The sequence below is a fragment of the Leisingera sp. ANG-M6 genome (assembly GCF_000813905.1).
Taxonomy (GTDB): Bacteria; Pseudomonadota; Alphaproteobacteria; order Rhodobacterales; family Rhodobacteraceae; genus Leisingera.
In genome coordinates this window covers 136,744-161,714 of sequence record NZ_JWLG01000002.1, presented here as the reverse complement: position 1 = coordinate 161,714, position 24,971 = coordinate 136,744, and the positions used below count along the sequence as shown (strand labels likewise).

The 24,971-nt window shown below is 62.6% G+C and carries 23 protein-coding genes; 6 read left to right on the top strand and 17 right to left on the bottom strand.

From position 1 onward, the window contains the following. Positions 1-24: 24 nt before the first annotated feature. The 7 genes from RA24_RS01265 to RA24_RS21635 form a co-directional block, all read right to left on the bottom strand. Positions 25-1,200, bottom strand: a complete 1,176-nt coding sequence (locus tag RA24_RS01265; protein ID WP_039189191.1) for a GNAT family N-acetyltransferase — start codon at positions 1,198-1,200, stop codon at positions 25-27. Then, a complete protein-coding gene (locus RA24_RS01260) occupies positions 1,193-2,356 on the bottom strand; it encodes a glycosyltransferase family 2 protein (RefSeq protein ID WP_052269500.1) in 1,164 nt (387 codons plus the stop codon). Before RA24_RS01260 ends, RA24_RS01265 begins: the two co-directional genes overlap by 8 nt. Beyond that, positions 2,353-3,576, bottom strand: coding sequence for a glycosyltransferase family 4 protein (locus tag RA24_RS01255; RefSeq protein ID WP_039189188.1), 1,224 nt, complete (start codon positions 3,574-3,576; stop codon positions 2,353-2,355). Before RA24_RS01255 ends, RA24_RS01260 begins: the two co-directional genes overlap by 4 nt. A 1-nt stretch (position 3,577) precedes the next feature. Then, positions 3,578-4,999, bottom strand: coding sequence for an O-antigen ligase family protein (locus RA24_RS01250; protein WP_193747103.1), 1,422 nt, complete (start codon positions 4,997-4,999; stop codon positions 3,578-3,580). After that, positions 4,996-6,228, bottom strand: coding sequence for a polysaccharide deacetylase family protein (locus RA24_RS21640; RefSeq protein ID WP_152612160.1), 1,233 nt, complete (start codon positions 6,226-6,228; stop codon positions 4,996-4,998). Before RA24_RS21640 ends, RA24_RS01250 begins: the two co-directional genes overlap by 4 nt. Positions 6,229-6,298: 70 nt before the next feature. Then, on the bottom strand, positions 6,299-7,765 hold the full coding sequence (locus RA24_RS01240; RefSeq protein WP_039189186.1) for a hypothetical protein: 1,467 nt from the start codon (positions 7,763-7,765) through the stop codon (positions 6,299-6,301). 85 nt (positions 7,766-7,850) lie between these two features. Then, on the bottom strand, positions 7,851-9,131 hold the full coding sequence (locus tag RA24_RS21635; RefSeq protein ID WP_193747102.1) for a sugar transferase: 1,281 nt from the start codon (positions 9,129-9,131) through the stop codon (positions 7,851-7,853). A 294-nt stretch (positions 9,132-9,425) separates the two neighbouring features. Between RA24_RS21635 and RA24_RS01230 the strand changes: the two genes are divergently transcribed. Continuing rightward, positions 9,426-10,991: a lipid II flippase MurJ gene (locus RA24_RS01230; RefSeq protein WP_039150907.1), complete on the top strand. Its 1,566-nt coding sequence runs from the start codon at positions 9,426-9,428 to the stop codon at positions 10,989-10,991. Continuing rightward, positions 10,988-12,085 (top strand): DegT/DnrJ/EryC1/StrS family aminotransferase, encoded by a 1,098-nt coding sequence (locus RA24_RS01225; protein ID WP_082020298.1) that lies wholly within the window; start codon positions 10,988-10,990, stop codon positions 12,083-12,085. The genes RA24_RS01230 and RA24_RS01225 overlap by 4 nt, the downstream gene beginning before the upstream one ends. Positions 12,086-12,092: 7 nt before the next feature. On the opposite strand, the gene RA24_RS01220 is transcribed toward RA24_RS01225, so the two are convergent. Continuing rightward, a complete protein-coding gene (locus RA24_RS01220) occupies positions 12,093-12,827 on the bottom strand; it encodes a hypothetical protein (RefSeq protein WP_039189180.1) in 735 nt (244 codons plus the stop codon). Positions 12,828-12,945: 118 nt separating this feature from the next. Here RA24_RS01220 and RA24_RS21630 point away from each other — a divergent pair, with 118 nt between their 5' ends. After that, positions 12,946-14,109 carry a glycosyltransferase gene (locus RA24_RS21630; RefSeq protein ID WP_052269499.1) on the top strand — a complete coding sequence of 388 codons (1,164 nt, stop codon included), beginning with the start codon at positions 12,946-12,948 and terminating at the stop codon, positions 14,107-14,109. Positions 14,110-14,157: 48 nt separating this feature from the next. Here RA24_RS21630 and RA24_RS01210 read toward each other — a convergent pair whose 3' ends face one another. Together RA24_RS01210 and RA24_RS01205 are read right to left on the bottom strand one after the other, a co-directional pair. Further along, positions 14,158-15,387, bottom strand: a complete 1,230-nt coding sequence (locus RA24_RS01210; RefSeq protein WP_039189177.1) for a polysaccharide biosynthesis/export family protein — start codon at positions 15,385-15,387, stop codon at positions 14,158-14,160. Positions 15,388-15,414: 27 nt separating this feature from the next. Continuing rightward, positions 15,415-16,440, bottom strand: coding sequence for a GNAT family N-acetyltransferase (locus tag RA24_RS01205; RefSeq protein WP_152612786.1), 1,026 nt, complete (start codon positions 16,438-16,440; stop codon positions 15,415-15,417). A 426-nt stretch (positions 16,441-16,866) separates the two neighbouring features. Here RA24_RS01205 and RA24_RS01200 point away from each other — a divergent pair, with 426 nt between their 5' ends. Next, positions 16,867-17,115: a calcium-binding protein gene (locus tag RA24_RS01200; RefSeq protein ID WP_019298184.1), complete on the top strand. Its 249-nt coding sequence runs from the start codon at positions 16,867-16,869 to the stop codon at positions 17,113-17,115. 117 nt (positions 17,116-17,232) lie between these two features. Here the strand turns inward: RA24_RS01200 and RA24_RS01195 are convergent, their stop codons facing one another. The 6 genes from RA24_RS01195 to RA24_RS01175 are packed head-to-tail and all read right to left on the bottom strand — an operon-like array spanning position 17,233 to position 22,121. Continuing rightward, positions 17,233-17,457, bottom strand: a complete 225-nt coding sequence (locus RA24_RS01195; RefSeq protein WP_019298185.1) for a hypothetical protein — start codon at positions 17,455-17,457, stop codon at positions 17,233-17,235. Further along, positions 17,454-17,627, bottom strand: a complete 174-nt coding sequence (locus tag RA24_RS22405) for a hypothetical protein (RefSeq protein WP_019298186.1) — start codon at positions 17,625-17,627, stop codon at positions 17,454-17,456. Before RA24_RS22405 ends, RA24_RS01195 begins: the two co-directional genes overlap by 4 nt. A 1-nt stretch (position 17,628) precedes the next feature. Then, on the bottom strand, positions 17,629-19,509 hold the full coding sequence (locus tag RA24_RS01190) for a nitric oxide reductase activation protein NorD (protein WP_039189172.1): 1,881 nt from the start codon (positions 19,507-19,509) through the stop codon (positions 17,629-17,631). Positions 19,510-19,513: 4 nt separating this feature from the next. Further along, positions 19,514-20,308 carry a CbbQ/NirQ/NorQ/GpvN family protein gene (locus tag RA24_RS01185; protein ID WP_039189168.1) on the bottom strand — a complete coding sequence of 265 codons (795 nt, stop codon included), beginning with the start codon at positions 20,306-20,308 and terminating at the stop codon, positions 19,514-19,516. 3 nt (positions 20,309-20,311) lie between these two features. Next, positions 20,312-21,655, bottom strand: coding sequence for a cbb3-type cytochrome c oxidase subunit I (locus RA24_RS01180; RefSeq protein WP_039150928.1), 1,344 nt, complete (start codon positions 21,653-21,655; stop codon positions 20,312-20,314). A 13-nt stretch (positions 21,656-21,668) separates the two neighbouring features. Next, positions 21,669-22,121, bottom strand: a complete 453-nt coding sequence (locus RA24_RS01175) for a c-type cytochrome (RefSeq protein ID WP_039150931.1) — start codon at positions 22,119-22,121, stop codon at positions 21,669-21,671. A gap of 123 nt (positions 22,122-22,244) precedes the next feature. Between RA24_RS01175 and RA24_RS01170 the strand changes: the two genes are divergently transcribed. Next, positions 22,245-22,454 carry a hypothetical protein gene (locus tag RA24_RS01170; protein WP_039150935.1) on the top strand — a complete coding sequence of 70 codons (210 nt, stop codon included), beginning with the start codon at positions 22,245-22,247 and terminating at the stop codon, positions 22,452-22,454. A gap of 306 nt (positions 22,455-22,760) precedes the next feature. Next, on the top strand, positions 22,761-24,107 hold the full coding sequence (locus tag RA24_RS01165; RefSeq protein WP_019298192.1) for a methyl-accepting chemotaxis protein: 1,347 nt from the start codon (positions 22,761-22,763) through the stop codon (positions 24,105-24,107). Between the two features lie 30 nt (positions 24,108-24,137). Here RA24_RS01165 and RA24_RS01160 read toward each other — a convergent pair whose 3' ends face one another. Next, positions 24,138-24,833: a Crp/Fnr family transcriptional regulator gene (locus RA24_RS01160; protein WP_019298193.1), complete on the bottom strand. Its 696-nt coding sequence runs from the start codon at positions 24,831-24,833 to the stop codon at positions 24,138-24,140. Between the last annotated feature and the right edge of the window lie 138 nt (positions 24,834-24,971).

The window sequence follows — 24,971 nt, the reverse complement described above, 5'->3', positions numbered from 1 at the left end:
CAAAGCTAAGGCGCTGCAGCATGATCAGGTCCTTCCCTTGCCACCAGCAAGGATGTCGGCCCGCCGCGGTTTGCGGTTTGGCAGCAGACCGCGCACCCCTGTCAGTTCCCGCAATGCATCCTCAAGCTTCAGCAGCCAATAGGCCGGGCTGCCCCGCCGTACCCCCCGAAGGCGCCGGACCTGATAGGATCCGGTTTCGAATTCACGCAGGTAGTGCGTCCTGCGGCCGAATTCAAAGCGTACAGGCCGCCCCTGGCTGATCACCTCCCGCAGGCTTCGGTACATGACGCTGCGGCCTGGCGACAACTCGGAGAACTCCTCGTCAAACTCCGAGAACAGGCCATACCAGGTGTCTTGGCAGCGGACCGCGCAAAAAGAAGCAATGTCCTTCTCCCCGGCCCGCAACAGGATCAGGCTGCCGCGGCCTCGTGCGGCCAAGCGGCGCCACAGTTCATGCAGGAAAGTGCTGCCCCCTTGCAGAGCAGCCAATCCGGTTCCTGATGTTTGCTTCCAGCTGCGTTGCGACAACACGAGCATCCTTTGCACTGGCGCGGTGTCCTGCGACTGAAAAACTTCCAATTCCGCCTTGGCCTCTTGCAGCAGCCTGTCGCTGATGCGGACTTTCTTGCGGAATGAGCGGCTGCGGGTTTCACAGTAACTGTCCCAATCGGTGAGGTTCTCTGCGATTGAGCTTCCCTGGGCGCGATCCTGCCGCAGCTCCAGCCCTCCAATACGCAGGCATCGGGTGGCAAACACGTCACGGGTGCAGACGCGGAACAGTGCCAGTTCAATGCCGGCCCGCGGCGCAGACTTGCATACGGCTTCCAGCAGCGCCCTCAGCGTTTCACGGCTGGTGGCGAGAAATTCGAAAAAGCCCGCGTAGTGGCACAGCCAGCCGGTCAGCACCCGCGGCCGGAAGAAGGGCAGCAGCTTGCTGAACCGTTTCCGGATCAGGCACATGGGTGCGGCCGCGACCATTTGGCTGGCCTGCCAGATTGTGATGACCCGCAACTCGCCCGGCGAGCCAAATCCAGCGTACTGTGCCGCCAGCCAGTCAAAGGAAGAAAACAAGCGCCCGCGGCAGCGTTCGTGCATGCGGCGCCATTCCGGCTCCAGAACGGCCAGGTCTTCCCAGCGGTTCAGGATGCGGGTTTGCAGCGGTTCCAGCGCTGCGCATCGCAGGGCCGCGCCATCACTCATCTGCCACCCTCCGCGCCGGAGCCCAGCGCACACTGTGCACCCCGGCCATCGCCCGCAGAATGCCAAACCCCATTGCGGCATGGCCCAGCACAAAGAAGCGGCAAAGCCCTGACCCAGGCAACCGGGCCAACAACGGCCACAGCAGCGATCCGGCTGCGACGCCGTAGATAACCATCTGCATCAGCAAGACCGCAGTATAAATTCCGCCATGTGCCGTTGCAGCCGCGAGGCTCAGCACCAGCAGCAGCGGCAACAGGAAGGCCACGATCCGCCGCAGACCCTTGTGCAAAAGCAACTGCAGTGCATAGAGCCCGTATTTGCCAGGGTTCATAAGACGACGCATCCGCATCAGGCCGCGCCAGCCTCGTTCCGTGGAACGCACCCGCCGCATAAACTCCTCCCCGGTGCGGCTTGTGACCGCCTCCTGCGCGACCGCCCGCGGCTCAAACACAAGGCGCCGGTGCTGCGCAGGGGCCTGTACTGAGATGAAAAAGTCATCTGCAACATCGCCAGGCACCCGCTCAGGCACCAGTTTCCGCCGCATAGCGTAGAGCGTACCCTGAGCCGACACCGCACCGCCCAAACGGCTCTCTGCTGCTTTGAGGGCCGAGTCATACACCCAGAACAGGCGTTCTGCCCGCGCCAGCCAACCGCCGCGGCCCTTGCGATGCTTTGGCCGCAGGCGGCCGCAGACACCGCCTGTGTCCGGCCGTGCAAATGGCGCCAGAAGATGCCGCAAGGCGCCAGGTGACAGCATGCTGTTGGCGTCGGAGAAAACCACCACATCCGCGTCGATCCGGGCCAGCCCCGCGGTCAGCGCTTGCGCTTTGCCGCCATGCTCCGGCGTCTGAAAGGCGCGGATGCGCGGGCTGCCAAGCGACAGCGACTGCTCCAGCGTCGCGTCCTCAGAACCATCGGAAACCACTAGCACATCCAACCGGTGCGGGCCGCAGTCCTGTGCCAGGACCGTTTCCAGCTTGGCTCGGATCGCGGCTTCTTCGTTGCGGGCCGCAATCAGCACCGTAGCCCTCAGCGGCTGTTCCGGCGGCAGCGGCGCCCGGCGCCCGAACACCGCGGCCAGCAGGCACCAAAGCAGCCCGTAGCCCGCTAATGAGAAGCCAATCAGCCCAGCGCAGACCCAGAACAGCAGAGTCATTCCGCTGCCCTCCCCAAAGCCGAAGCTGAATAGGCGCGGAATAGATCGAACTGGCGGCGCGCATTGACCGCCAGCGAAAATTCCTCCTCCACCAGCCGCCGCCCTTGGCAGGCAATGGTGTAGGCCGCTGCGGGATCTGCCTGCACGTCTTCCAGCGCCCGGACCAATTCCTCAACGGAGCCCGGTTCGATCAGGAAACCTGTCCTGCCCGGGCGGATCAGTTCCGGGATGCCGGACACATTGGTGGAAATCACCGGCCGCTGGAACGCGAGTCCCTCAATCGCCACGTTGGGGATACCTTCAGTGCGCCCGGAGGGGCCGATCACCGAAGGCACCGCGATCACATTGGCGCTTTGATAGAGCTTGCCAACTTTGGAAAAGTCCTGCTTTCCAAGGAACGCAACCCGCTCACCCAGGCCTAGTTCCGCCGCCAATTCCTCCAGCTGCGCACGCTCCGGCCCATCGCCTGCCAGCGAACAGCGCCAGTCCGGCACCTCCATCGCAGCCAGCGCGCGCAGCAGCAAGTCCACGCCCTTCCGTACTTGCAAGGAGCCTACATAGAGCACGTGAAACGGCCCATCCTGCGGTGGTGGGCCAAGCTGCGGGATCGTCTCCACATCGACGCTGGAGTGGATCACCTGAATTTCCCCGGCGCAGAGGCCGCGGACATGTTCCGACAGAAAATCCCGTCCGTAATTGCTGATGGTGCGGACAAAGGCGGCCTCGCCCAGCTTCTCCGCCAGCAACCGCTGGGTACGGAAAATGTCATGGGCGCGGCAGCTCACGGAATAGGGGATGCCTGTCAGCCGGTGGATCACCCACGCCGCGGTCGCCGGATGGCCTGCGAACTCTGCATGCACATGATCGGCGCCCCAGTCTGCCAATTCCCGGGCTATTGCGCTGGCGGCAACAGACACCACGGCGGACTTCCCGGCCAGAACCGGCTTGCGGCCCTGTTGCGTGCCGATCACTGCCGGGGGCCCCGCCATATTGCCCAGCTGTGCCGTAAAGCTGGCCAGGGTAGCCGTGCTGATCAGCCCGACGTGACGGGCAATGGCGCGGGTTGGCTGCGCAAACTCATGCAACACTTCGGAGGTGTTATAGGGCGACAGATGGTACAGCCGGACCTCAGCCCCGAACTCCAGAAACTTCAGCACATCCCTCAAGATGAAGGTTTCAGTGAATTTCGGATATTCCGTAACGATAACTGCCAGCCGCATGTCAGTTTCCCCCACCCCCGTTGCCCGCCTGGCCTGTGCCGGCTGTCCCGGTGCCTCCCCCAAGGCATAGCGTCCGGGCCGCCACACAGAGTGCGGGCAGGATCCACATAAACTTAGTGTCTTCATTGGGCATGAACAGCGATGCGATCAAAAAGGCTGCAAAGCCGTAGGCCAACGCCTTGGCAAAAACCGACAAGCCTGGCACCGCGGCGCGCGCGGCCTGAACCGCCGATCTCATGGCGGTCAGCATCACCCCCATAAACAGCGCCAGGCCGATTAATCCAAGCTCTGCCGCAACTTCCAAATAGCTATTGTGCAGCTGCCGCGGTCCCGGCTCCCGGCCCGGATACCAGCGGAAATCATCCCCGGCATAGAAATGCGGGTAATTGCCGGGGCCGACGCCGAAAACCGGGTTCTCCCACAGCAGCTCCAACCCGATCAGGTTATAGGAAAACCGCCGCAGCAAGGTCCGGTCAGACCCCTGCTCAAAGATCGTACCCATACGCTCCCAATAGACCTCAGGCACAAACGGCAGCGCCGAGGCAAGGGCGGCGGCAAGGCATATCAGCATCAGCGGGAACAGCCGGCGGGTCCGGTTCTGCCACATGTAAGTCAGCGCGATCAGCATCAGGGCAATCGCCGCCGACCGGGCCAGCGTCAGCACCAGCGCAGCCATGCCCACCAGCACCACCGCGCCGCTGAACCACCTGTAAGGTTTGTGTTCGAAGAACAGAACCGCAGCAATCACAACGGTGCAGAGCAGCATATGCGCCGCAGTAGTTGGATTGTAATTGGAAGCGCCGGCGCTGCGGGCCTGGCCCTCGAACTGGGCGGTGGTGGCAGCAGCTTCGGTTGCCACCAGCCGCACGCCCAGCATACTTTCTGCCAGCACGAATAAACCCGATACCAGCCCGGTCCCGACCAGCACCCAGACCATAGCGCGCAGCCGTCCCGGTGTGTCAGCCAGGGCAACAATCAGGAAGAACAGCACAATCACGCTGGCAAAGCCAATGACATGCTCTTTGCCGGCTGCGCGGAACTCGCAGGTTAAAAACGAAATGCAGAGCCAGATCAGGAACAATACAACCAAAGACTTGGTCCGGCTGGGCGGTCCCAAGCGCAGCGGACGCGGCTTGCGGTAGCTTTGAATCAGCATCCCTCCTACAGCTGCAACGCTGAGCAATTTGAACGCCGACAGCGGCAGAGCCTTGGACAGGAGGCCCGCCAGAGCATCGAGATGGGAAAAGACGACCAGCAGCAGCGCCGCGGCATAGGGGTTCAGAGTGAGTATTCCGCCGGCGGCGAGGCCGGGCACCAGCATCAGGCCCTTCTTTGGGGACTCGGCGGCATAGGCGACCAGCAGCAGCGCCAGAAAGCCAAGCCCGCCTGCCAGCAGCAGATATCCGGTCAACCGCCAGATCATGCCGCGGGTGCGCCCTGGCATTGCCGGCTGCGTTGCCGTCGCGCATTCACGCGCCTATGCAAGGCCTTGCTCACCCCCGCAGCCAGGATCACCAGATACCAGTATGCGTTGCCCTGAAAGCAGCGCACCGTTGCGTGGAAATGCCAGGTGTCAATCCAGGCACTTTCAAACCCAGCGGCGTTTTCCCCCGCATGCACCCGGCTGATCACCGCCGGATCCTCCCCCGCCCGGTTGCTTCCCTGTCCGGCCGTGGTCGCCCAATAGCCCTCCTGCGCGGCAATGCGGCGGGCGAGGCTGGAGGTGCGGTTCTGGGGCCAGCAGAACAGTTCGGGTGCTTTGCCAAGCCGGGCCTTGAACTCTGTCCGGCAGCGGGCCAGTTCGGCCCGAACCCGGGCGCCGTATTCCGCCGCCGTCTCCTGCTGCCCGCCTGTAAATGCCGGCGCCGCCAGAGCCGCATCGCTTTCAGGAATCGCCGTCCCTGCCGGGACCGCAGGCGGTTCCTCCGGCAGATACCAGTCGTGCTTGCTGCCGCGCATGGCCGCCCATTGCATCCAGGCGTGACGTTTCCAGTTTTCACGGGTGAGCCGCCCCACTGATCGCGGACCGACTGGCACCCGGATATGATCCACACCGTGCGGCTGCACGTCAAAGACCTTGTCCGGGCCAGCTCTGTCCAGCGCCCGGATCTCGCCCCAGCTAAGATACCCATCCCAGCGCGCCGGGCTGCTGGTATCGTCCAGGGATTGCGGTTCGGGGCGGTCGGGTGCCGCGAATTCCAGTGAGACAAACAGGGTCGCCTGCATGCGGTGGCGGCGCAGGATCGGCGCGGCGGCAACCCAATTGTCCAGATATCCGTCGTCAAAATGCAAAAGCACCGTGCCGGAGGGAACGGGCTTGCAAGCGCGGCGGCGGCGAATGAACTCCGCCGTGTTCATTACAGTGCAACCCATCTTCCGAAGCTGCGCAAGTTGCCGGTCCAGGGTTTCGGGCCTGACCGATGTCTCTGCCGCCCAGGGCAGCCAGGACGCATCCGCGCTGACGCTGTGCCAGGTAAGGCACGGCACGCCCCCGCGCCGCCGCATCCAGCCATCGGCGACCCACAGCCAGCCTCCCAAGGCTGCCGCCCCGCTCCATCCCGGCACATCTGCTGCGGAAAAAATGCCCGCGGCCAGCAGCGCCCAGGCAATCAGAATGAGAGTAACGCCGCCGCCCCAGAGAATAAGCGCCAAGCGCCGCTCTGACTTGCGGCGGCCGCCAGCCAACGATGTGTTGCGCTGTAGCACCCCCGGTCACCTCCTGTCAGCCTTTCAAGAAGACCCCAAAAATGTTCTCCACCCCCTGCGCCTGCAGACGGGCCGTCAGGCCTTGCAGTGCTTCCTCTGCCACGGCGCCGGGACGGATGCCGACCACCACCCAGTTGAATCCTCCGGCATTGCCCATTGAGAAGCTTTCATCAGCGCCGCCGAGATCAGTTACTTTGACACCGTTTACACGTGCTGCCCCGGCACGCCCGTCTAGCAACCGCCCAAGGTGAACAACCGACTCGCTGGTGTCGCTGGGCACGGCCCGAAGGGTTGCTGTACCTCCCTGAACCCCGACCTTGCCGGCCAGGGTTTCCAGGTGCGCCTCCCTCTGCTTTTGGCGGCCTTTGAGCCGGCGCAGGGCAACCTCGATCACTGCAGTCAGCCGGCGGCTTTCCTTGTCGCTGCCAAGAGCAGTCACCGCCCCCTGCCAGGGAATGGCGTTGCATTGCATGTTCATTTTCTTGGCGAGTTCCGCCAGTTTTGCCCGGTTGGGGCGATGCAGCGGCATTGTTCCCAGGACACGAGGCCCGAACAACTGCCGCAGGTCCGCATCGGTTTTGACGGTGTTGGAGAATGTATCTGCGCAAATGACCAGAAAGGCCGATGCCATCACCCAGCCGGCTATGGCAAAGACAGTGTTGACGATCACCCGCGGAAAGGCCGGGTAGACTGGCGCAATTGCAGGATCAATGACGCGCAACGCGGCAAAATTGTTGGCACGCGCCAGCCGCAACGCGTTGATCTGATCCTCCAATTCGGAAAAATTGCCGTTGCCTTTGGCAATTTCCTGGCTCAGCACTTCCTCCATCTGCCGAGAGGCAGTTTCAGCCTGGGCGCGGGCATATGCTACATATTCGTCGGCCAGGAAGTTGGCGGCGGCGGCGGCCAGCTCTGGCTTGTTCCAAAACACCTTAATCTTCAGGATGTAGGTCCCTTCGATCATGTCGACTTTTATGGAATCCTGCAAAGACAGCACTGCGTCGGTGTAGGGGTCAAGCTGCACGTGCCGCCCCGAATTCAGGATGTTGTAGATCCTGCGGGCACTGCGCCGGAAGCTGGTGAAACGCTCCGCCACCTGCTGTTTGAGACGCGCCGGTTGCGGCTCTGCTCCAACAGGCCCGGCGGCTTCCTCATCTGCGGGCTGTTCAGGCGATGGACCTGCGGAAAGCTCCGCCGCCATACGGTCCACGGTCTTGGCTGCAATTTCACGGCTTAACAGATACTCGATATGAGTTTGGGCGAGCAGGTTTGCCGGGTTGATCGTGGTTGACCGGACGAAATTCTGGCTGAACGCCAGTTCCGTTTTCGTCGGCAGCAAGGAAACCTTGGCTGATGCCACGTAGGCTGGCGAGACATAGAGAAAAAAGGTGCTGATTGTGGCCGTGCCGCCGACCAGAATTACAAAGGCAAAGGCAACCAGCCCCCAGTAATAGCGCAACAGCTGGCGGTAATGGGCAATCATGGCCGGCCTCCCCTGAGATCCGCCTGCGGCCCGAAGTGCTGTTCTGATAAGCGGGCGGCGGCCCGCTGCTGCCGCCTGCCTAAGGTCATGACGAAATCACCGACGATTGCAATAAGTAGCGCTCAACAAAATGCCTGGCTCCCCTGGTTGTGGTGGAGTAGGTCGCATAGTTGGCAAATCCGCTGCGGCCGATACCAACAGGTTCGCAATGTTCGATTTTCGCCCGCACCTTCAGGCGGCATATGCGGCCGGACTTGCGGGTGCGCACCAGCATCACGAAATGCTCGCCCGCGGGAAAAGGGCGGGTTGAAACAAATTGCACAACCTCATCCGAAATACCGCAAATCGCTCCGACATGAGTGCTGTTGCCTGCCGACAGCTCAACCTTGCTGTCTGGCGGGCAATTGAAGCCAGCCCGCAGCCATTTGTGCGCGGCAAGCGGACGGAACTGGTCCGCGATCCCTGACAATGCGAGACGGGCTGATTTTGCCAGCACGCAAAAGCCGACATAAGCCAGAAAGCCGAAAGCAGCACGGTAGCGGATTGGCGTACGGCAGCACATGCGGTTGAACCGGGCCCGCAGATGCTTGGGGGTTTCGTGGGTCATCAGCGCCTGCGCAAAGCCGACCAGCCCCGGGCGGATGCGGAAGCGTTCCTCGTAGGCGGGTGCTTCTTCACGATAAAGGTCTTCAATTTCCGGGCGTATCGGCCGCGGGCCGACAAACACCATGTCACCGCGCAGAATGTTGATCAGTTGCGGCAGCTCATCCAGCCGCGAGCGGCGCAGATAAATGCCAATTTTTGTCTCCGTCATGGACCGGCGCGGCAGTGTCTGGTCGCGGGTCACCGTGCCGGCGTTGAAGCTCAGAGTGCGGAACTTCAGGATCTTGAATTCCTTGCGGTCCTTCCCAAGACGGCGGCCGGCATAGAACACAGGACCGCGCACCAGCAGTTTCTGCATCACGATGATCAGCAGCATGAGCGGACTGACAAGCGGCAGCAGCAGCAGCGCCAGCCCGCGGTTGATCACCGCATCCAGAAGCGGACTGGAAGGCATGTAGCCGGTACGCAGCTCGGCACCGCTCAGCAACCCCCTGGTTTTCGCCACCGGGGCGGATGCAAGTGCCGGTGCAGAGACAACGCCGGCCACACCTGCATCCTCTGCCGCCCCGGCGGCACGCCTTCGCTGCGGCTTAGGCTTGGTCCTGCGTTTTGCAACACTTGCCCTTTTTGCAGAAACGCTAATCTGGCCATCAATACGAGTTGCAGCGCCGCCCCCAACGGGCGGGCCGCGAAAGAAAACCCGGTTCATTGTATACCCCCATACAATTCCCAGTATTTGAGATAGTTCCGCAGGCCCGTTCACCAACCCCACAAAATAAAGGCCGACGAAATCTGCGATGTCCCCTGTATCCGATGCAACGGAACGAGGCGATTCGTGTCAATTGACCAACCGGCATACGCCGAAGGGCTTACTGAACCGCAGACCTCTGCTTTTAAAACAAAATTGCTGACACACGCGATGTAACTTCAGGCCGTTTGGCTGCGGGTTCCGTTGCGGAAGAACATAAATGTTCAGCTAAGAGATGGCCGTTCCCCGGAATGAAACTAAGCTGAAGTAACGGGGGGAATTTTATTTGGTTCCAGGAAAGTGCCGCTGATGAAGCAGCGGGGGACACTGCAAAACATTATCTCTGTCACTTTCTGGAAAACCGCCGGAATGGGGCTGAGCCTCGTTGTCGCCTTGGCGATTGCAAATCTATTTGGCGCCGGGCTTGCTACGGACGCCTTTTTCTTTGCCCGGCGCCTGGTTTCAAATATTGCCGCAGGACTGGAACGCGCATTTCATCTGCTGCAGGTTCCGCCGCTGGTGCAGCTGGCGGAAACCAAAGGACTGGCCATACTGAAAGCACATCTGCGTAAGCGGCTTTGGCAAGTGTTCGTGGCCGCGTCAGTCTTCAGCGCAGCCGCCTTTGTTCTGTCGGAGGATATCATAACCTTTCTGGCTCCGGGGTTTTCGGAGGAACAGCGCCAGACGGCCGAAACCTATCTCCGGGTGCTGCTGGCAGTGCTGCCGCTCTCCGCCGCAACTGCGCTTGCAGGAGCAACTCTGAATGCGCTCAGGCTATTCAGGATGCCGGTGATTGCCCGGCTGATGCCGCGTCTGTTTGCGGCCGCGGCACTCGCACTGGTGCCTGTCTTCGCTTTTGGCCTGGGTGCCGTCGCAGCTGCCATTGCCGCAGGCACCGTGGCGATGGCGGGCATCTTTGCTCTTGGTCTGCGGCATGCGTTGTCCCGCACCTGGGAGCCGGTAAAATCTCCCAACTTGCAACCGCCCTATTCCCGGCGGCGCATCTGGGCGATGCTGCTGACGCAGTTTCATATGATTGGCGCGGGCTGGATTGACCTGGCCATGGCATCGCTGACCGGAGAAGGCGGCGTCGCCACGCTGGAATTTGCCCAGCGGATGACCAGCATGGCGCCCGGAGTGGTTACGAGCAGTGTGGTTATCGTCTATTACACCGAGTTCGCAAGCCATTTGGCTCAGGACAACCGCGACGCCTTCCGGACCAGCGTGCAGGACGCCCTGCGCGCCACCTTGCTGTTTGTGATGCCGGCCGCCGTGGCGATCTTCATGCTGAACAAGCCGCTGGTTTCAGTGCTGCTCGGTCACGGTGCATTTGAACCCTGGGCGGTTGCGCAAACGGCGGGCATAATTGCCTTGCTTGCTCCGCTGCTGGTGGTCAATGCAACACTGGGGACGCTGACATCGGCTCTGTTTGCAAACCCTGCGCTGCCGCATGTCAGGATCATCGCAACGTCGATCACCGCAGCTTTGGCGCTCCGCATTGTTCTCAACTGGCTGTTTCTCCCGGTTTTTGGCGTTCTGACAGTGCCAGCGGCCTCGCTTGCTTCGATGACCTTGCTGATGGCGCTGTTGTACTTCTGGCTGAGCCGCACGTTCGGCTCTCTGCTGCGGCTTCAGGAGCTGCGGCCCTTTGCTGCCATGGCGCTTGCGGCCGCAGCTGCGGCCATCGCAGTCAGGCTTGTGCAAGCCGCAGCCGGGCCCGGCATGACCAACCGGGGTGAGGAGATCCTGGTGATTGCGCTTTGTGTGCTCTGCGGCGGGGTGGCCTATGTTGGTGCTGCGACGCTTCTGCATGTACCGGAAACAGCGCGGATCCGCACGCTGCTGCGCAAGGCAGTGCGCGGGGGGGCGGCATGAAGCCGTCAAAGTATATCCAAAAGTCGCCTCCGTTGCCGCTGCGGCTGCACCGCAAAGCCCTGCCGTTTCCCTTTGACAGCCCGCAAACGCATCTTACCCGCAACGGGCGCTTTGCAATCCGCGAGGGCTTGCGCGCCCTTGGGCTGCCGCAAGGTGCCAAGGTGCTACTACCAGCCTGGCATTGCGGCTCGGAAACAGACGCGGTCCTCGCTGCCGGGATGCAAGTCGGCCTCTACAGGCTGCATCAGGACCTGTCAGCCGACTTGGACGACATCCGGCGCCAGCTGGACGGCGGAAGTATCGCGGCCATTTATGCCATACACTACTTCGGCTTCCCGCAGCCCGTCGAAGAGATGCAAGCACTTGCAAAGCAATATGGCACGGCAGTGATCGAGGACGCAGCCCTGGCGCTTTTCTCCCGCACTGCCGCGGATATTCCATTGGGCTGCCAGGGCGACATGTCCGTGTTCAGCCTGGTGAAAACCCTGCCGCTGCCGGATGGCGGCGCTTTGTGGCTGCGCCATCCGCAGCCACAAGCGTTGGAGCGGCTGTCTGCCGCCCCCTTGCGGCCTGCACTGGCCGGGCTGAAAGGCGTCTTGCGGCGCAGTTTCGGCAAGCCCCGTCCTGCCTTGCCGGCAGTGCCAGTCCCGCAGCGGCAATTGGAGGCGTGGCATCCGCGGGCGGGGATAGCTCCTGCGGACATGCGCGGGCGGATATCCGCCTTGTCCCGGCTGCTGCTGCGGATGCCAGAGGCCACGGACATCACCGCGGCCCACCGCGCAAATTTTCTGGCGTTGCAGCAAGGTGTCCCGCTGCGCAGCGGCATGCGGCCGCTGATGCCAAACCTGCCCGCTGGCGCCTGCCCGGCCTTTTTCCCGCTGTTCACCCCAGACGCCGACCGGGTGCATGCTGCACTGCAGGCAGAGGGTATTCAGTCTGTGCGCTTCTGGCGGCAGTTCCATCCCGCAGTGGACCTATCCGGCCATCCCGAAGCGCAGCAACTGAAGCGGTCGGTGCTGCGGCTGCCGGTGCATTCGGGGCTGCGGCTGCAGGAACTGCAGCGGATCTGCGAGGCACTGCACAGGACTGTCTGACTTGCGGTCAAAGCTGGCAGAAGCTGACATCATCCAGCAGCATTTCCACTGCTTGCGGGTTCGAATTGGCGGTCAGCCCAACCTGAAATCGGTCGGCCTGCTCCTGCACTGCGACGTCCATATGGCGGGAAACGATCTCCTGCGTCAGCAGCGTGGTGCCGCGAACATCGCTCACCCTTTCACCGTCCAGCATCACAACAGAGCGGCCTTGCTCGCCTGTGCCCAGGGTCACTTGCCAAGACACCTCGTGCCAGCCCCCGGCCGCAACCATATGCGGTGCGGTTGGCAGAAACGCCTGTTTGATGCCGATCTTGGAGCGATCCACCCGCAGCATACCGCGGCGCAGATACAGCCGTACACCGGGATTGGTCTCCAGCCCGCAGGACGCGCATTCCAGGTCCATCAGGATCAGGCTGTTGAGCGGTGTACCCAACGGGAAATAGAACCTTGCCTGCATCAGGATCACGCTGCCGGCCTGCAGCGGTTCAAACCGGTGGATATAGTCAGCCTTGCCCACCTTGCCCTTCTGTTTGGGTCCTGCTGTCAGCCGCGCCACCTGGTTTCCCGGCTGCACCGGATCATTTACCAGAACTGCAGTGCCGCGCTGCAACTGCACATGAGCGAAGCCGCCATGCTCTCCGCCACTGCCAAAGCTCCAATACCGGCCCTCGGACGGGCACACGTCCTCCGCACTGCTGCCGCCCGCCGCCAGAGCAGCAGCAATGGTCAGGACAGGAAACACGCTCCTGCGCAGGCGGCACTTGAGCAATCGCATGGCGGACCTACTCTCAGTTGAACACAAACTAAGGATATAGGGCTCTTTTCCGGTTTGCCCGGAAACTGCCCTGGTGGGACAGGACATGAATGCCATTCAGCCGCAGACCCTCACCTTTGCCCTGCCGCATCTGAAAGCAGGCGGAATCGAAATGGTTGTGAAAGCGCTGCTGTGCAACCTAGACCGCAGCCGCTGGGCACCGGTCCTGATACTGAACCGCGCCGAAGGGGAGCTTCTGGCGCAATTGCCCCCCGACGTGCCGATGCTGAATTGCGGCGGTGGGGGGCTGCTGCAGAGGTCCCGGGCATTGGCGCGGCTGCTGAGGAAACATCCCGCCGCAGTCTTATACTCCGGCACCAATGCCATGAATCTTTCGGCTGTCCTGGCGGTCTCCCTGCTGCCGCCGCACCTGCAGCCAAAGCTGGTGATTTCCGAGCACACGACAGCGGAAACCTATCTCGCCACAGCACGGCACCCCTTGCTGCGGAAATTGCTGATCCGCGCGCTCTATCCGCGGGCGGATCACCTGGCGGTGCCGCTGCACGCAATCGGCGAAGGCTGGCAGGACGCGCTTAACTTACCCGGGCCGCCGCTGGCCTGCCTGCCAAACCCTGTTCTGAACGAAGCCGATCTGGACCGGCTGCGACGCGACCCTCCGGCCCGGGTGCCGGGGAGGATCGTGGCTGCCGGGCGGCTGATACCGGACAAGGGGCATGACGTGCTGATCCGGGCCTTTGCCGAGGTGCGGCGGGCCACGCCCGGCGCTAAGCTGTTGATCTACGGTACCGGACCGCAGCATCCCAGTCTGAAGACACTCGCACAGGACTTGGGCGTGGCGGATCATGTGCATCTGATGGGGTATTCATCGGATCTGCTTCGCGATTTTGCCCGCGCAGAGCTGGCCGTGCTGCCGTCCTTGCGCGAAGGTTTCGGAAATGTCGCGGTCGAGGCCTTGGCTGCAGGCACACCGCTGGTGGCGAGCCGCTGCCTGGGCCCCGAAGCAATCCTCCAGGGTGGTAAGCTGGGCGTGCTGGTGCCTCCGGGTGACGCGGACGCGCTTGCCGCTGCAATCCTCAAGGGGATGCAATCCCGGCCGGACGCAGAAATACTGGCCCGCGGGCAAGAGGCCGCTATTAAATACAAGATACCTTCTGCAGTAGCCGCGTTCGACAAATTCGCCAGCGGGATTCTAAGAGCGGATGGAGCCGTGCCTTTGCAGCCAGCCCGCAAGGCCGCGGACATCCGGTAGCTTCGAGACAGCATTTGATGCGGGAACAGCGCTTCCGCACTCGCAGCTTCAGCCTGGCTCCAGCTCTGCAAACCCGCCGCGGCGCACCTCCACCAGGTCGCCTGGCAGGACCTGAGTGTTCAATGCGGCTGGCAGAACCTGTTCGCCCTGCCCGGTATTTCGGCGGATGCGGTATTCCGGCGGCAGCAGCGGTGCGGTGGCGGGCACTTGCCCCAGCGCCGCAGACAGCGCCCGGATCAGCTCGCGCGAGGCGGTGACCTCCGCTTCTTCATTTCGGATGGACGCCATGACCGTTGCCAGCTCTGCGGTGATTTGCTGCGCCCGCACCCGGCGGGCATCCTCGACCGAGGAAAGCAGGTTAATTTCCGTCTGCCGTGCGCGGGCCTCATAACTGGCCGAGAGCATCAGCTCGATGTTCTCGTCGTTGTAGATTGACCGCAGCTGGCGCACCCGCTCGGTGCTGGTCAACCCGCGGTCAAGCAGGCTTTCCAGATCTTTCAGGGCTTTGGCACTGGCTTCGATCTGCTCGCGCAGAATTGTCTGCTGGCTGGACAAGGCGCTCGCTTCCTGGGCGGCCAGGTCCGCCTGGATCTGGACGGAAGCCGCCCGCACCTGGTCGCGTTCCGCCCGGGCCCGCAGAATCGCAATCTGCTCAGCAATCAGAGAATCCGCTTCCGGCCCGGCCAGGGCAGAGAAGGCGGCGTCCGGCTCCAGGGACACCACACCAGAGCTTTCGGCCAGCAGCCGCAACCGCTGCGCATGCAGGTCCACCATGGCGGATTGGCGCACGGCTATCTTGGAGCGTTCATCGGCGATCCGGATATCCAGCTGGCTGGAGGCCGCTTCGCTTTCGCGCGGAAATAACCCCCCGGACACTGCTAGAATGCGCCCGACCGTAAGGCCCTCGCGGTAAGCAACTTCGCCGGGTGTCACGACATCGCCAAGGGCATAAACCGGGCGCCAGCGGCTCACGCTGACGGCAACTGAGGCCGGCAGGCCGGTACGCTCGCTCAGCAGCACTTCCAGGCTGGCTTCCAGTGCGGCCGGTGTTTGCCCCGCTGCGGGCACTTCGCCGACCACATGCAGGGACAGCCTGCCGTCGGGGCGGACCCTGTAGTCCCGGGTGAGGTCTTCGCGGTTCAGAACGGAGATATTTACCTCGTCCCCCGGCCCCAGCACCGGCGTTTGCGCAGCTGCGGTAATGGCGGCCAGACAGACCAATAGGACTGCCCCCGCCAAGCGGGCCTGCAGTCTTGTGATGAATGTGCGGCGGGCCATATGCGGTCCCTCCTTTTACCAGTTTGGTCAGCCCACGAAGGCGGACCGCTTTCGGGTACGCAGCTGCTTCATCTTGCGCGCTTTTTTTCCAACCGGGCGCAGAAGATCCTGGGCTGTCAGCATCAGGTCAGCCACGCCGTACCGGCGGCAGACGCGCAGCCGGTGGAAGGTTTCAAATTCATCCGCCAGACGGTCGAGGAACGGTGTTGAGCGCAGCGTGTTCGAGCTTTTGCAGCCTCGCGCGATAGCAGCCTCGACCCCCCTCCAGGCCATGATCCGTCCGGGTGAAATCTTGCTGTATGACTCGTCGAAATCCAGGATCAGCCCGTATGAGGTTCCGCAGGCTTCCACACACAGGCTGCTGGCGGCCGGGCGGCCCTCAATGGTCAGAAGATGCACGCACATCGTACCGCTGGCCGACATCCGCCGCCAAAGTTCCTGAAAGAAGTCACGGGTGCGCCTGCTGGAGCCGATGTCGGTGCCGAGCCGGGCTTTCCAGGTCCGTGCTGACAGGCTCAGTGCAGCATCCAGAATGCGGTCGGAAGCGTCGCCAGGACTGTCAGCAGTCAGCATCTCATGTTCCCGCAGATTCAGCGCCCTGTGGCCTGCGCGCAGCGAACTGCGGAACTTCCTGCTGCGCCGGGCCAGACAAGCATCCAGGCCGTCATCATGGCGGCAGACAGCCGCCCGGATCTCTTGACGCTGACGGCGGCGCAGACCGCCCTTGCCAGATGCTTCGCTGAACCGGCTGAGCGCCGGTGTTGTCCGCACAGGTGTCAGATCCGCGAAATCACACTCCTTTGCCGCCAGCATTTCCTCCAGAAGCGCACCAGCATCCGCCTCCTGCCCAGGTGCGGCCAGAATGTCGTGAAACCCTGCACGGTCGCTGCACAGCATCATCAGCTTGCGCACCTGCGGCCCGCCTTGCCACAGCGGCACGCGTTTCACGCCCATAGGCAGTGCCGCTGTCAGCTGGCCATCACGCCAGACACAGCCAATCCGCGGTGCCGCCCCCTCGCCAAAGGCCCCGGCCCAGGACAAAATCCAGTCCATTGACGAAAACGGACCGCCGTCTGACGCGGCATGCAGCTCCGCCCAGGCAGGCTGCAGCGCGGCCAGTGCACCAATATCCGTTATGATTTCCGTCTTTGAAGCCAAAATACCCGCCCGTCAGAACACTTCTATGCAACCTAGATGGCATTCGGTGCTTGTCCACGCAGGCTTGTGAAATAGCGGCAGCCGTTGGAACTGGCAGATAACCGCAAGAAACGGCCAGCGCGTTAGGCGGAGAAAGGATCAGGAGGTTCCCGGGGCGGCAAAGCGCCGGGCGGATCAGGCAGTTCCGGCATACAGGTGCCGGAAACGGCCATCTTACACCGAGAGGATAGAAGCAGGCTCTGCATCGGCCTAGCACTTGCCCATGGCACGCGGAATTCCGTGGCCTCAGGAAGATCAATACAATTAGTTGGAGTGTCTCACATGAAAAAACTCGCACTGACCGCCACCGCCCTTGCTGCTTTGGCCGCTTCGCCGCTGGCGGCGATGGATTCCATCACTGAGGCCGATACCGACGGCAATGGCACCTATTCGCTGGAAGAGCTGCAGGCGGCGTTTCCCGACCTGACAGAGGAAACCTTTGCGACCATCGACGCCAATGCCGACGGCGAGGCGGATCTGGCTGAGGTGAAGGCAGCGGAGGAGGCCGGCCTGCTGGCAGCGGCTGGCTGACCCCGCGGCAAGGCGGCTCCCCCCTCAAAACCAGCCGCCTTGCCACTTGCGGTTCCCCCTGATGTTAAATGGTGCAAGGCCCTGCTCGGCAGGGCCTTTTTACGCGTCCATGAAGGATTAGCTGCCGTCGGCCTGCCGCTTCAGCCGCTCGATATGGCGGGCAAAAATGTAAGTTGCCGGCAAGCCGAGCAGCAGTCCCCAAGCCACTGACTCATACGGGGTCAGCACCTGCCAGCCGATCCAGCTGGCAATCAGCGATGCAAAGAAGATGTTGACGGCCGCCGCCCCCGCCCCGAATGGGTAAAGCGCTGCCAGCAACCGCCAGGAGGGCCGCGGTGTCATCGCCGGCTCACCAGGTATTGGACGAACCCCAAGCTGACGATCAGCGCGATGGAACCCATCAGAAACCAGAACTCCGCGGTTTCGGTCTGCGGCTGCGGGATCGGCCGTTCAAAACTGGTGGCAAATACGCTGGACGGGGCCAGCAAGGCCAGAGCGAGGATACGTTTCATCTCAGTGCTCCATGGTCAGGGATTGATAGATTTCCGGCAGCGCGCGCGGCAGCCGGTCAGGGTCAGGCAGCAGGGTGAACCCGGCGCGCCCGAAGATGCGGGCAAACCAGTCCTGCCCGTCGGCGTCGATCACAACGCCATGCACCGATTGGCCCAGGGCGCGCGCCTCTCGCACCGCCATGCGGCTGTCCTCGATGCCATGCACGCCTTCGTAGTGGTCCAGATCGTTTGGCTTTCCATCGGTCAGCACCAAGAGCAGGCGGCGTTCGGACCCTTCCTCTGCCAGTTGGGCAGAGGAATGGCGGATTGCTGCGCCGAGCCTTGTGTAGTGGCCGGGCTTGAAGCCGCCGATGCGGGCGGTGACCGCTTCTGACATCACGTCTTCGAACCCTTTGGCGCGGGTCAGGAACACCCGGTCGCGGCGCAGGGAGGAGAACCCCCAGATGCCCAGCCGGTCGCCCGCGGTGGCGATGCCGCTGGCCAGAGCCGCAAGCGACTCGCGGGCAGTTTCGATCACCGGGCGGTCGCCGACCGTCGCCTCGGTAGAGCGGGAGCAGTCCATCAGCACCGCCACGCTCAGGTCGCGGGCCATCGGGCGGCTGGCCTGCCAGACGCGGTCGCTGCCTTGCTGGCCGCAGGCCAGATCGACATGGGATTTGACCACCGCTTCCAGGTCCAGCTCGTCACCGTCCAGCTGCCGCGGCAGCATCACCCGGCGCGGGTGCAGCGGCGCAAACTGGCGGCGCACGCGGCTAACCAGCCGCGGATCGGGCTGGAAGCTGTCTGCGGGGTTGCCCTCGGCCTCCAGCACGCAAGTATGGGCGGGCATGTGCTTGCCCAGCCGGTGGTTCCATTCCGGATAGGTGAACTGCCCCGCCAGCCGTTCATGCTCGGCATCCTGCGGCGACAGGTCCAGCGAGATCCGCAGCCGCGAAGCCGCACGTTTCATGTGCTGCGAGAGGGTGAGGTTGTCCTGATCCTCTGCCGCTTTCTGGGCGTTCTCGTTGTCGTCGTCATCGACCATACGGTTGATGTTCAGGCTTTCGGCCCAGGACAGGATGGATTCGAACCGGTGAACGATGAAACTGTCCTTGCGGGTGGTCTGGTCCTGATCCTGGCGCTTGGCCGTCTTGCGGGTGGAGACGGCAAGGCCTGGGGTTTTCATTTCCTCTTCCGCTGCGGGGGCCGCGCCCCTGCCCGCCTGCGGCACAGGCAGGCGCAGCCAGAACGGCACCGGCTGATAGGTGCGGTAGCCGCGCGGCGCGGTGCAGGCGCAGGGTTCGGCAATGCGGCAATCAGAGCCGATTTGATCCAGCACCATCCGCTCGATCCGTGCCTCGAACCGCGGCAGGCCGTTGCGTTTGCGGGTCTCAGCAACATGAGCGCAGAAGGCTCCGTAAGCAGACCGCAGCCCTGGACAGGCAGCGAACACCTTGTCCGCGGCGCGGGCATTGGCGGCGATTTCCAGCTGGTCGGCCTGATAACAGTCCTCGTTGCGGTCCGGCAGGTCTATCACGGCCGCCATTGCGGCCAGCCACAGATAGGCCTTGCGGTTCAGCCCGGGGCTGGAAAAAACCGACATCTCCGGCGGCAAGCGTAAGCGTTCACCATCGTAACTGGCCATATGCGCCATCTCGCGCGGGGTGCCGATGCGGCGCAGCCGGTCCGGGCGGTGGTCCGACAGCACCGCGGGCGCCACTTGGATTTCCACGCCCCCGGCCCCGCCCAGCGCCCGGAACAAGGCCGCCACGCTGGCGCGCATGTCCTCGAACCGGACGGTGTGTTCGGTCCCATCTTCTGCGGCGCCGATCCGTGTGGCCATGCCGTGCCACAGGTTGCCAACCGTTTCTTCGGGTTCCAGAAGGTCGAGAGCGTGGATCATGGCTTCACCCGTAAACGCTGGCGGCAAGGTCGCGCAGCGCCTGCTGCACATCAGCCTCGTCGCTGAGGGGTTCGATGATAGCGGCTTCCACCGCGCGCTCCACACTCATGCCCTTGGCAATCAGTGTGGCGGCGTAGATCAAGAGACGGGTGGAGACACCTTCCTCCAAATCCATGCCCGAGAGCTTGCGGATATGGCCCGCCAGGCGCACAAGCGCGGCGGAACGGTCCTCATCCAGGCCGCTCTCGCAAGCGACGACCGCAGTTTCGGCGGAGGCTTCCGGGAAGTCAAAGCCGATCGACAGGAAGCGCTGCCGGGTCGAGGGCTTCAGCTTCTTGAGGATGTTCTGGTAGCCGGGGTTGTAGCTGGCCACCAGCATGAAGGGCTTGGGCGCGGCCAGCTCCTCGCCGGTGCGGTCGATCACCAGGCGGCGGCGGTCGTCGGTCAGCGGGTGCAAGACCACGGCCACGTCCTTGCGGGCTTCGACCACCTCATCCAGGTAGCAGATGCCGCCCTCGCGCACCGCGCGGGTCAGCGGACCATCGACCCAGACGGTTTCCCCGCCCTTCAGCAGGTAGCGCCCGATCAGGTCGGCAGCCGACAGGTCGTCATGGCAGGCAACGGTGTGGAGGGGCAGCCCGAGCCGGGCTGCCATATGTTCCACGAACCGCGTCTTGCCGCAGCCGGTGGGCCCCTTCAGAAGAAGGGGCAGACCGTTGGCTTGGGCCATCTCGAAGACGGTGCATTCATCGCCTGCGGGACGGTAGAAGGGCACGGAAGGCATGTTCATCGCGTTCATGGCTTACTCTCCCGGTACGGCCGCGGGGCCGGGTTTGATGACTTCGCGGCGGACCACGACGGTTGCGTAGATGAACAGCAGCGCGCCCAGGACCACCACAGCACCGGAACCGAGGCGCATCAGGTAGAACAGCCCCAGCTGGTCCTGCACGTCCATGAAGTACTCACCGACAATGCGTTGCATGTGGGTCTGGATGGTACCGGCAAAGGTCAGCACGAAGGTCATGAAGGCCATGCCGCCGGTCATCAGCCAGAAGGAGGCCATGTTCAGCACTTGGTTATAGGGGTCGCGGTTGCGCAGTTGCGGCATCGCATAGGTGAACATCGCCAGGTTCATCGCCACATAGGCGCCGTAGAAGGCCAGGTGCCCGTGGGCGGCGGTAATCTGGGTGCCGTGGGTATAGTAGTTCACCCCGTGCAGCGTGTGCAGGAAGCCCCAGACGCCCGCGCCGAAGAACGCCACGGTAGATGCGCCCAGCGACCACAGCAGCGCAGCCTTGTTCGGGTGGTTCTTGCGGCCTTTCCAGACCATGACGAAGGCAAAGCTCATCATCGCGAAGAACGGGATCACTTCCAGTGTCGAAAAGATCGAGCCGATCCACTGCCAGTAGCCGGGGGTGCCGATCCAGAAGAAGTGGTGACCGGTGCCAAGGATGCCGGAGAACAGAGCCAGCGCCACGATGACATAGAGCCATTTTTCCACCACCTCGCGGTCAACACCGGTCAGCTTCAGCATCAGGTAGCCGAGGATCGCGGCCATCACCAGTTCCCAGGTGGCTTCCACCCACAGGTGGACAACGAACCACCAGTACATCTTGTCGAGCGACAGGTTGTCCGGGTTGATGAAGGCAAAGATCCACAAGAGCGACAGCAGCCACAGACCCATAAGAAGGATGTTGGTGATCGCGGTCTTGCGGCCCGCCAGCACGGTCAGCGAGATGTTCACGAGGAATATCACCGCCGCGACCAGAATGCCGAACTTGACCCACAGGGGCTGTTCCAGAAACTCCCGCCCGCCATGGATGCCCACGAGGTAAGAGCCCACCGCACCAAGGGTACCGACCACCAGAATCGCCAGCTGGATATAGGCGAGTTTCACTGAGAACAGCTCACGCTCGGATTCCTCGGGGACCAGGTAATAGGCTGCACCGAAGAAGCCCAGCAGCAGCCAGACGATCAGCGCGTTGGTGTGCAGCATCCGCACGATGTTGAACGGCAACAGCTCGCTCAGCGTGTTGGGCCAAACATAGATCCAGCCGGCCAGCAGACCGCCCAGAACCTGAATGGCGAACAGACCCATTGCCACCATGAAATAGGCATAGGCCACTTTTTGAGATTGATATTTCATTGTTTCTCTCCCCTCAGCCCGCGTCGTTCGGCGGCCAGTTCTGGGTATCGGTCTGATCCGCCCAGCGCAGGAATTCGGACAAGGCCTTGGTCTCTTCTTCCGTCAGGTCGAAGAACGGCATCTGGCGGCGGCCCTCGACGCCGGAGGGCTGCGACTTCATCCAGCCATCAAGCATTTCATAGGCGCCTTCCGGGTCGTCCAGCACGCCCCAGCGGGTCATGACGTTGCCCACTTCGGGTGCGAAATAGGCACCCTCGCCGTGCAGCGTGTGGCAGTTGATGCAGGAGTGGCGCTCCCACACATGCTTGCCCTGGCGCACCTCGTCGGTCAGCTCCATGCCAGCGGTGGACGTGTTTACGATGAAGCGGTGGCTGTGCGCGGTCATGGCCACGAACACGACAACGAAGAACAAGGAGCCCCCGTAGAACACGTTCCTGGCCCGCGACTTGGTAAGTATCTCTGACATATCGCGGTCCTGAGTACAGTTGCGGATGGGTTCTGCCTAAACCCGCGCACCGCCGCGAATATTGTCGAAGCGCAAAGACCAGCCCCATTGCTGCACGCAAGATGCAGGAAAAGGAGGATGCCCATGCGCCGCCCCGATTTCGACGATCCCGACTTGCCTTTGTCAGAACTATTCCACCACTGGCCCGCCTGCGCGGGCGAGTTCATGAACCGTCAGATGCTTTGCCCCGGCTGCCCGATCGCACCGTTCCACACGCTGATCGATGCCTGCGAGGAATACGGGCTGGAGGAGATGGCATTCAGGGAGGAGTTGCGGGGGGCCGCGTTAGTTTGAGACTAGCCGGGGCTGGATTGCAGGTCGCGAAGCATCCGCCCGCTGCTGACTGTCTTTACACCTGAGCTTGTACTTTCAGTGCCGTATGATTGGGCAGGTGCACTGCCTGGAAAGACTTGAAGCACTCATGTCTCGTCCTGCTCAGAAGGCGCCAACGGCGCATTAACTTTTTTATTCTGTTTTTACGATATGACTGGTGATCCAGAGGAGTGAGGCCCAGCAATCCTTGGAGTACAGCTAGTGTTTTTTATGAGAAAAAAGTCGAATACGACTGAGAAGGACGACACCTCTGCCATTATCGCCGGAATGGTTGACCGCACGCAGGCGACCATTCAATTCCACCCTGATGGCACGATCATCACCGCGAACCAGAACTTTTTGAGCGCATTGGGTTATGGCCTGGAGGAGATCCAGGGAAAACACCATTCCATGTTTGTCGCTCCGGAACTGGTCGCATCAAATGACTACAAAACCTTCTGGTCGGATCTTGCCAGCGGCAAAGTGTTCTCGGACCAGTTTCCGCGAGTGACGAAGGCCGGTGAAACAATCTGGATCCAGGCGACATATGCCCCGGTGGAAGATGAAAACGGCAAGGTGGTGAGGGTGGTGAAAGTTGCCTCCGACATCACCGCGCGGCGCCGCGCGCTTGATGAGATCGGAGAAGGCCTTGAGGAACTCAGCGGCGGCAACCTGACCCACCGGGTCGCGGTTTCCGACCTTCCGGATGTCGGCGCCCTGGGCAAGACGTTCAATCACTCGCTTGAGCAGCTCAGCTCTTCTGTGAGGACGGTCAAGCAAGTGTCCTCCGCAGTTGGCCGCACCGCCCAGGAAATTTCGCAGTCAGCCGGCGACCTGTCCCAGCGGACTGAAAGCCAGGCCGCCACCCTGGAGGAAACGGCTGCGGCCATTGAACAGCTGTCAGCAACTGTAAAAGCTTCTGCCGAAGGCGCCCAGAAAGTGGACGGCATCGTAACAGAAGCCAAAACATCGGCAGAACGCAGCGGCGAGGTCGTGAGCAGCGCAATTGACGCGATGGCGCAGATTGAAAATTCTTCTGAACAGATCTCCAAAATCATTGGAGTGATTGACGACATCGCGTTCCAGACCAACCTTCTGGCGCTGAACGCCGGCGTTGAAGCCGCCCGGGCCGGTGAAGCCGGACGCGGGTTCGCGGTTGTTGCTTCCGAGGTCCGCGCGCTTGCCCAGCGCTCCGCGGACGCTGCCGGCGAAATCAAGCAGCTGATCGGTGAAAGCAACCGGCAGGTCGCGGCAGGCGTCGATCTTGTTGGCAAGTCCGGCGAAGAACTGCAGCAGATCATCAAGAGCGTCGCCACAATCTCAGAGCATATCCAGGATATCGCAACCGGCGCTTCCGAGCAGTCGACGGCTCTGATTGAGATCAATCAGGGGGTTGCGCAGCTCGATCAGGTCACCCAGCAAAACGCGGCGATGGTCGAACAGACCTCAGCGGCGAGTCAGATGCTGACCAATGACGCCTGCCATCTCACCCAGGAGGTGTCCAAGTTCAAAGATGGCAGCGAGGGACCGGAACCGGCAGCAACGGCCCGCAAATCCGCACCGCCAGCTTCCTTCACGGACACACGGCCTGGACAGGAAGATCTGCCGATGGCCCAGGGTTGGGATAACTTCTGACCTCATCATTCGCCGCCGCGGCGGGAGATACTACCCCTGCGCCCCGCTCAGGAGCACCAGCCTGTGCGGGGCCGTGACCACGATATGCTTGCGGGTGGAGTGCACAATGCCCTCCTTCTCCCAGGCCGACAGCAGACGGCTGACCGTGTGCAGCGTAGTGCCGGTCATCTCTGAGATATTGCGGCGGGTCACCGGGAAGGCGATCTCGATCCCTTCCTCCACCTTGCGGCCCGACTGGTTCACCATTCGCAACAGCGCCGCCGCCACCCGCTGCTCCACGGCTTGCGTCGCCAGTTCGGTTATCCGCGTCTGCATCTCCCCAAGCCGCTGGCCCAAGGTGCTGTAGCTCTCGGTGGCGAAGCCCTGGTACTTGGCGGTGAATTCTGCCCACAGCCGCACCGGCCAGGACAGCGCCAGCGATTCCGAGGCCGCCACCGCGGTCGCCGGATAAGTGTCGCGGTTCAACGCCGGCGCAATGCCGAACAGCTGGCCGGGCGAAATATGCAGCGCGATGATCTGCTCGCCGCCTTCGGTGGTCTTCACCACCCGGATGTAGCCATCCAGAAGCAGGTGAAACCTCTCGGCGTCATGGCCCTCATGAAAGATCTCCGCCCCCTCATCATACCGCTTGGGCAGCGCCTGATCGAGGATTTCGCGGATCTGGCTGCGCTCCAGGAGGCTGAAGGGCGGCAGCCCGGAGAGAAGGCTTTCGTCGAGCTTGGACAAGAATGCACCGCAAGTTTGCTGAAGGACAAAGTGGTCACCCCGCCGTTATCGCATAGTGGCCGCAGAGGAAACAACCGTGCGGGAAAAAACGGGAAACCGGTTTTGAGGGAGCCTCCCTCCCCCCTGCCTGCCGGAGCT